The following is a 7,080-nucleotide window of genomic DNA, read 5'->3' as shown; positions in this document are numbered from 1 at the left end:
TGTTATTGCCCCGGCACACTCTCCCCCAATACGTTTGAGAAGCATAAAATCATTTTTATCGGAAATTCCAAGTTGTTTCGCGATTAATATTCTAACGGCAGCTTCAGGTAACAGATTGGAAAAAAATGATTTTACTTTGTTATGTGGAAAAATTTCTTCCTGCATCGGCAAAGAAATTGATATTTGAAACGCATCAGGTGATGTCAACCATTTCTTAGAATATTGAAATGAAAACTGCCTCCTGTCATTAATGCTTAGGGAACCGACTCTGGTTTGTTCAAAAAAAACATTCAAGGTATCCAATATCAGCGATCTCCACGTTTAATGAGATGGAGTTCAAGACCAAGACTGTTTAATAATTCAAATACTTTTCCAAGTTGAGCAGTTGCCTTACCTTTTTCAAGCTCTATAATAAACTTTCTACCAACATCACTAAACTCTGAGATCTCCTTTTGAGTCAGCTTGAGACTTTTACGTTCTTTAAGGAGATGCTGCCCTAATTCTTTAGGATTATTAATTTTTGTTGAAGGTTTCAATTGGCCTCCCATATAAATGTTTCCGATAGGATACTTTTAGCGGCTTTATAAGCGAAAAGCAACAAAAAGTTTTCGATCAGGGACTTTTTGCTTTTTTTGATTGAATCAACTCTAAAAGTAACCGATCTAAAACTTTTAAGGCAAATACAACGCGGCGCAGCTGCCTGGAACGGGGGAGCTGAGGGGCCAGGCTTTTTAACCCAAAAAGCTCCAATAAAAAGTTAAATTTTCCTGAACCAGGAACTTCCGAAAAGGCTGAGCAGTAAGCCTGGTCCCTCTCCGGCATTTTGTTCAAGTAAGCGCTACGCGCAGGCTCTACCAGCAGATTAAGTATTGACACCAGCAACATATTCTTTCATAAAGAAAGTATTATTTTTTTTATAGTGCCAATATATACGGCTAATTGCCACATCAACCTATCTATCTGAAATTACAATTTCGAACCTTTTCCCTAAGTAATAGCAATTATTGTGCCAAGTTCTACCGCATTTCATGAACCAAGGCTTAGTGCCGAGCTGCGTGCCTCAGTACGGTTACTAATCCTTCATTTGTTGGAAGCATCCCCTCTTTTCCTTCAGCCGATTCGAAATAGCCTGCAATTATTCTTTTGCTATTTGCTTCCATGATTACTGTCCGTACTTTTCAACACGCTATAATCAAGATCAAAAACCTGTCGGGTTTTTAAAATCTTTATCAAGAAAGCTGCCTTCAATATTATTCGCCATTTCCATAAATCTGTTGGTGGGCATTGAAAATAAAATCATATCTTCAGGGACAAAATTTCTGGCCATCGGATCCATTAGCCCAATAATACATTTTGGATTTTCTTGAAAATTTTCATGATAGGGAGTTGTAAAGACAGACTGACAACCTGAAGCATCAGGTATCAAAACATTATCCACATTCGCCATCCTGTCGTAACTTGAAAGGGTTGCAAGCTTTGCCAGGCTGGTCATATTTGCCGGGAAAAGATTAACAACCTCAATCTGTCTGCTATCATCAATATTCTCAAGTTTTTCCATGTATAGATATTTGCCTTTTGGCGGGTGAATAAGGGTTGCCGACCACCTGGTATATTCTTTTGAAATTTCAATATTTTTGCAAAATCTTTCTGTTTCAGCGAGAAAAATACCTCCATCATCCTCAAGTTCAGTAAAACCAAAGTATTCTGCAGGACCTGTGCAGGCTCTATTATTATCATCCGAGAAACGGATTTTATTATTTTTTTTCATCATCATCTTCAGATACATGAACATACATACCCATTTATCCTTTCTAAAAACAAATGAATCTTCCATTTCCTCAGAAGAAAAGTACCAGCCAACAGCAGGATAATTAAAAGATAATACTTCTGAAAATTTCTTCAGGCTTTTTTTTACTATTTCTGATTTCATTATTTTCTCCATACAATTTGATTAAAAGTCCGATTCAGAATCTTTAGGCTTCCAACTGCGGCATCAGCGGACCTGACCACGCCACCTATGAGTTTTCGGATGGAACCACAAAATGTGCCCGGCGTGGTTAGGTGGCCGCTGGATGCATAGTTAGCAGACCCTCTTACGGTAAGATGGCAAATGCCCTGGCAGGGAAGCCGGACCCACCTTTCGGCTTCGGAAAAGCCACCACAATCAGGGTACCTATTTCCGGCACCTCATCCAAATTCTTCAGGAACTCAATTTGATAGTGGTTTTGCTTCAGTATGTATGTTTCCAATGAATAGTCATCCTTCGAGGTAGCAATGCCTGGATCAGTATCCGTTGTCTCGTGACCGGAAGCAGTGATCTGACGATCCTCATAGAGATATTTTACTACCTCAAGACTCCAACCAGGGTAATGGGCAGTTCCGTTGGCATCCTTGTTCTGCATGGCTTCCATACTGGGCCATCTTCTGCACCAGTCAGTGCGCATTGCCACAAAAGCGCCTTTCGGGATAGAGCCATTCCGCTTTTCCCAGTTCTTAATGTCTTGCATCGTGATTGTGTAGTCTGGGTTGCTCGCCACCTTCTCATGAACATCAATTACGACCAATGGCAGGATCATCTCTTTTGCACTAATCTGGTCCACAGTATGTAAGCCTTTCACGAAGTGAGCAGGAGGGTCTACATGAGTTCCCCACTGACCGACATGCGTGAAGGACTGTGCATAGAAGCCACTGCCAATGTCCCCACCCCCGGTTCATACCAGTACAGGATTTCGCGCCTTCCATCGGGAAAGCCTTTCCAATGGGGAATGCCAGGGGAGAAGGTCTGGGTGAGATCGACGAATCTCTTTGTCATTATCAACCGCCATACATCATTGAGAGTAAACTCCTCTGAAGCGACGCTGTATAATCCCGGAGCAAGGATCATCCACGTCATCAAAAGTAACGAACCCGCAAAAACCCTGAAAACTTTCACACCCTCCCCCTCCGAATTATTATCGAGAATCCATTTTTACACAGACTGCTAACGCAGAGCTAAGCCGCTGCGCCAACAGTCTTCGCTAAAAACGACTCCCGTTCACGCGGTCGGCTTGAGCTACAGGTTCAAGTAAGCCGCTGCGTCAATACTGGCTTTGCTGCCAGAATGAACTCGGCTGGAGCGCCGCTACTCTGCGCATCAGTTATTCCGGTATTCAGCATTTCTTTACCAGAACGCTGGTCCGGTCCTGGAATATTTTCAACGATATCAAATGGAAGCGAGAACAGACCTTACCGACTATTTTGAGTCTGGAGGAAGTCAGGAAGATTATTTATGCCCTTACCACTGTGCAAAGTCATACATTTTATTTGACATTATATTCCATGGGACTGCGTTTGAGGGAAGCCACAACCCTTCAGGTTAAAGATATCCTTTCCGACATGGGGCTTGTGCATATTCACGGCGGAAAGGATGCCCTGGACAGGACGGTACCCTTGCCTAAAATTACCCTGTTGACTTTACGCAAATACTATAAAACGCATCGCAATCCCAAAATGGTGTCATCCGATTTTCATACAAAGACCGTGAAAAGAAAAAATGGGAAACCATGTCACTGGATGCCATGGAGTTTATTCGAAGATTTTTGCAGCATGTTCTTCCCAAAGGGTTTATGAAAATAAGGCATTATGGATTTCTCAACCCCAGCAGTGCGCTGCCATAGAGAAAATTCGGGAACTTATTTCATTCATCCATGACATTATCGCTCTTTTCACTGAGATTCCGGAACCTGCAATACCCGGTATTAAATGCAGCCATTGCGGCCATGATTTAAAATCCATCTTTTTTGTAAAGCCTGAACCACGAGGCAAGCCCGGATAACTGCACGAAACTGATGATCCGCTAACCTTTCCCCTATAGATCTGCGGCTTCATGAACCATAGGATTGGCACCGAGCTTCGTGCCTCGGCACGGTTACTAATCCTTCATTTTTTCGGCCTTGCTTTGGTCAAAGATATCAGCATCAAGCCCCATTGCCTTGGTACGTTCCTTCCATTGTTTCCTGGCCAGAGCGCGCATGTCTTCAACATCATCTGTTTCATCCATAATTTCCATGCCAGTAAGTGTTTCGATTAAATCCTCTAATGTCACCACTCCATCAGTCCCTCCATATTCATTGACGACTATAGCAATGTGCTGGCGATCCTTAAGAAACCTTTCTAACAATGCGATCAACGATACTGATTTTGGAACAGCAATTATTTCACGCTTCAATGCTTTGATTTTTTCATTGCCTCGCTTCTGGGCGGCGTTAATTAAAATATCCTCTTTAAGAATAAAACCGGTTATGTCATCAATATTCGTCGAGTAAAGCGGCAGACGTGAAAAAGGGGTTTGGATAACTTCTTTCAACGAATCAATAATTTTCATATCCTCGGGCAATGCGGAGATTACAACACGTGGCGTCATGATATCGTTCGTTTTCAGCGACTCGAATCGGAATATGTTCCGGATAATCTTTGATTCCTTATCAAGAATATGCCCCGTCTCTACACCGACCTGAGCCATGGCGATGAACTCTTCTCTACTGAAAATGTTAATATCCTTTCCGTGTGAAATAAAATTTGTCAGTCTTTCCGAAATCCATACAATTGGATAAAGAACCACAATCAGAGTGTTTACAAAATATAAAATTGGACTTGCAAGTTTTGACCAGTAGATGGTGCCTAAAGTTTTGGGCACGATTTCAGAAAAAAAAAGAATCAAAAGCGTCATAATAACTGAAAACAGGCCAAACCATGTACTTCCAAATACAATTGTCGCTTTGGCCCCTGCACCGATCGCACCAACCGTATGAGCAATAGTATTTAGTGTTAAAATGGCCGCAAGTGATTGATCCACATTATCTCGTCTCAGGCGTTTCAAAAGTGCAGCATGCTTAGGTCGCCTTTTTTTCTGCCCCTCTATATATGAAGGCGTGATGCTTAAGAGTACCGATTCCGCTACTGAACAGAGAAATGAAATAATTAATGCAATTAGCACATAAATTATTAACAGCAAACCATCAGCACTCATATATTCAATGCTTCTTTCGTAAGAATCTTTTAAGCCAAAGACATCAGCTGAAAACGCTAATACCAGTGACAATACAAGGGCAAAAATCCAACTTGACCATTTTAATGACAATCTCATAGTAGTTGTATGTTTCCATATTGTGTGACCGAATAAGTAGTTGAGCGGTTGTCCGCATATCATTCGTCACGGGGTGATATTAACACACGGATAATACTGTGATGAAAAAAATACATCAACAACTGCTAAAGCAATTTGATGCACAATTAATAAACAATTAGGATTCCATCTGAGAATCAGAATTTTTCATAAGATGGTTTGTGCTATAGTCGAAGGCAAATTCATAATTTTTATGCTTTTATAAATTATATTTGGGGTCTGTAGGCAGCTAATTTTTCGCATAGCTTCGCCCTGTCGATTACTATATCTACATTCGAGATCTTTGTTGGTAAATAATTTTTTGTGCAGATTGTTTTATATAAAGGAGAAATGGAAAAATCAATAGGTAAAAACCCCTAGTTTTTTTAATGAATGATAGGATTGACAGGGATGAAAGCCTGCAAAAAACAAGATCATTGATTTTTTATGGGAAGAGATGGTATCTTAACGGAAAAAGGAGCTTTTCATGCAGATTGCCGAGCCTGAAATATTTCAAAAATCCCCGGATTATTTACTATTTTTGTGTTTGCCTGAACCCGACACATCCGGCAGTGATAGCTTGCATTGCACGGACATACAGGAGGAACAGTTATGGTTGAAAATGTAATTATCATGGGCGCCGCCGGGCGCGATTTTCATAATTTTAATGTTTATTTCAGAGATAATAAAAGATATAACGTCATTGCTTTTACCGCGACCCAGATCCCCAATATCGAAAACCGGAGTTATCCCCCGAATCTTGCAGGCAGCCTTTATCCGGATGGAATTCCCATTCATCCGGAAACAGACCTTGTTTTTCTGATCAAAAAATACAAGGTCGATCTGGTTTCTTTTTCTTACAGCGATATCCTTCACTCTGAAGTGATGCACAAGGGTTCCATGGTTAATGCGGCTGGGGCTGATTTTGTAATGATTGCAGCTCCTTATACTATGCTGAAATCAAGTAAAAAAGTTATCTCCGTTTCCGCCGTCAGGACCGGGTGCGGAAAATCCCAGGTCAGCCGGGAGGTTTACCGGATTTTGACAAAGATGGGAAAAAAAGCGATCATAGTACGTCACCCCATGCCGTACGGAGACTTGGAACGTAATGCAGTCCAGCGTTTTTCTTCCTTTGCCGATTTTGATACATACAACTGCACCATTGAAGAGCGCGAAGAGTTTGAGCCGGTGGTTGAGATGGGGGCGGTAATTTATGCCGGTATTGATTATGAAAAGATTTTGCGGGAAGCGGAAAAAGAGGCGGATATCATTATCTGGGACGGTGGAAATAATGATACGCCTTTTTTTCATCCTGACCTGAACATCGTGCTTTTCGATCCTCATCGGCCGGGGCATGAAATATCCTATCATCCCGGAGAGACCAATATGCTTATGGCTGATATTGCCGTGATCAACAAGGTGGACAGCGCCGACCCGGAAAATATCCGGGCGGTTCAAAACACCATTGAAACGCGCAACCCCAATGCCGTCATTCTTCATGCGGATTCCGTGATTACTGCTCAAGATCCTGGCCTGATAAGAGATAAACGCGTGCTGGTAGTGGAGGACGGGCCCACACTGACCCATGGCGGGATGCGGTTTGGTGCAGGTATCATTGCTGCACAGCGGTTTGGCGCGGCAGTGATTGTGGACCCTGCCCCCTGGCTTTCAGGAACCTTTAAAGAGCTTTTCAAGACCTACCCGGACATAGGCCCTCTGCTTCCGGCTGCGGGATACAGCAAGCAGCAGATATCTGATATGGAACATATCATCAATAAAGTGGATTGTGATCTTGTGATCCTTGGAACCACAAGTGATTTGACCCGGATCATTTCCATCAATAAACCCGCAATCCGTATCCGGTACGAGTATATGGACCATGGGGTTCCCACGCTGGAGATGGAAATCTCCCGGCACATGAATCAGTGGTAAAAAGG

The 7,080-nt window shown here is 42.3% G+C and carries 8 protein-coding genes and 1 pseudogene; 3 read left to right on the top strand and 6 right to left on the bottom strand.

Annotated features, from left to right (window positions below; genetic code table 11):
* From BLT94_RS19020 to BLT94_RS19000, 5 genes are all read right to left on the bottom strand, one after another.
* On the bottom strand, window positions 1–303 hold a 303-nt coding region (locus BLT94_RS19020), incomplete at its 3' end, for a HipA N-terminal domain-containing protein (protein ID WP_175530421.1).
* 2 nt (window positions 304–305) lie between these two features.
* Entirely contained in the window at window positions 306–536 is a 231-nt protein-coding gene (locus BLT94_RS19015; RefSeq protein WP_014958170.1) for a helix-turn-helix domain-containing protein, read from the bottom strand.
* A 76-nt stretch (window positions 537–612) separates the two neighbouring features.
* Window positions 613–885 (bottom strand): hypothetical protein, encoded by a 273-nt coding sequence (locus BLT94_RS19010; protein WP_092237664.1) that lies wholly within the window; start codon window positions 883–885, stop codon window positions 613–615.
* Window positions 886–1,198: 313 nt separating this feature from the next.
* The gene (locus BLT94_RS19005; RefSeq protein WP_175530420.1) at window positions 1,199–1,930 is read right to left on the bottom strand and encodes a DUF169 domain-containing protein; all 732 of its coding nucleotides are present in this window, start codon (window positions 1,928–1,930) and stop codon (window positions 1,199–1,201) included.
* Between the two features lie 163 nt (window positions 1,931–2,093).
* Window positions 2,094–2,696, bottom strand: coding sequence for a cyclase family protein (locus BLT94_RS19000; protein ID WP_217641255.1), 603 nt, complete (start codon window positions 2,694–2,696; stop codon window positions 2,094–2,096).
* Between the two features lie 541 nt (window positions 2,697–3,237).
* Here BLT94_RS19000 and BLT94_RS22755 point away from each other — a divergent pair.
* On the top strand, window positions 3,238–3,609 hold the full coding sequence (locus BLT94_RS22755; RefSeq protein WP_456072999.1) for a tyrosine-type recombinase/integrase: 372 nt from the start codon (window positions 3,238–3,240) through the stop codon (window positions 3,607–3,609).
* Window positions 3,498–3,814, top strand: a pseudogene (locus BLT94_RS22750) (transposase); the annotation flags it as partial. The gene BLT94_RS22755 and the pseudogene BLT94_RS22750, both read left to right, overlap by 112 nt.
* A gap of 96 nt (window positions 3,815–3,910) precedes the next feature.
* Here BLT94_RS22750 and BLT94_RS18985 read toward each other — a convergent pair.
* Window positions 3,911–5,125: a hemolysin family protein gene (locus tag BLT94_RS18985; RefSeq protein WP_092237658.1), complete on the bottom strand. Its 1,215-nt coding sequence runs from the start codon at window positions 5,123–5,125 to the stop codon at window positions 3,911–3,913.
* A gap of 630 nt (window positions 5,126–5,755) precedes the next feature.
* On the opposite strand from BLT94_RS18985, the gene BLT94_RS18980 reads away from it, so the two are divergent.
* Window positions 5,756–7,075 (top strand): cyclic 2,3-diphosphoglycerate synthase, encoded by a 1,320-nt coding sequence (locus tag BLT94_RS18980; RefSeq protein ID WP_092237655.1) that lies wholly within the window; start codon window positions 5,756–5,758, stop codon window positions 7,073–7,075.
* Window positions 7,076–7,080 lie beyond the last annotated feature (5 nt).

Origin of the sequence: Desulfobacula phenolica (assembly GCF_900105645.1) — a bacterium.
Taxonomy (GTDB): domain Bacteria; phylum Desulfobacterota; class Desulfobacteria; order Desulfobacterales; family Desulfobacteraceae; genus Desulfobacula; species Desulfobacula toluolica.
The sequence above is the reverse complement of the archived record's forward strand: the minus strand, read 5'-3'. Positions and strand labels throughout refer to the sequence as shown.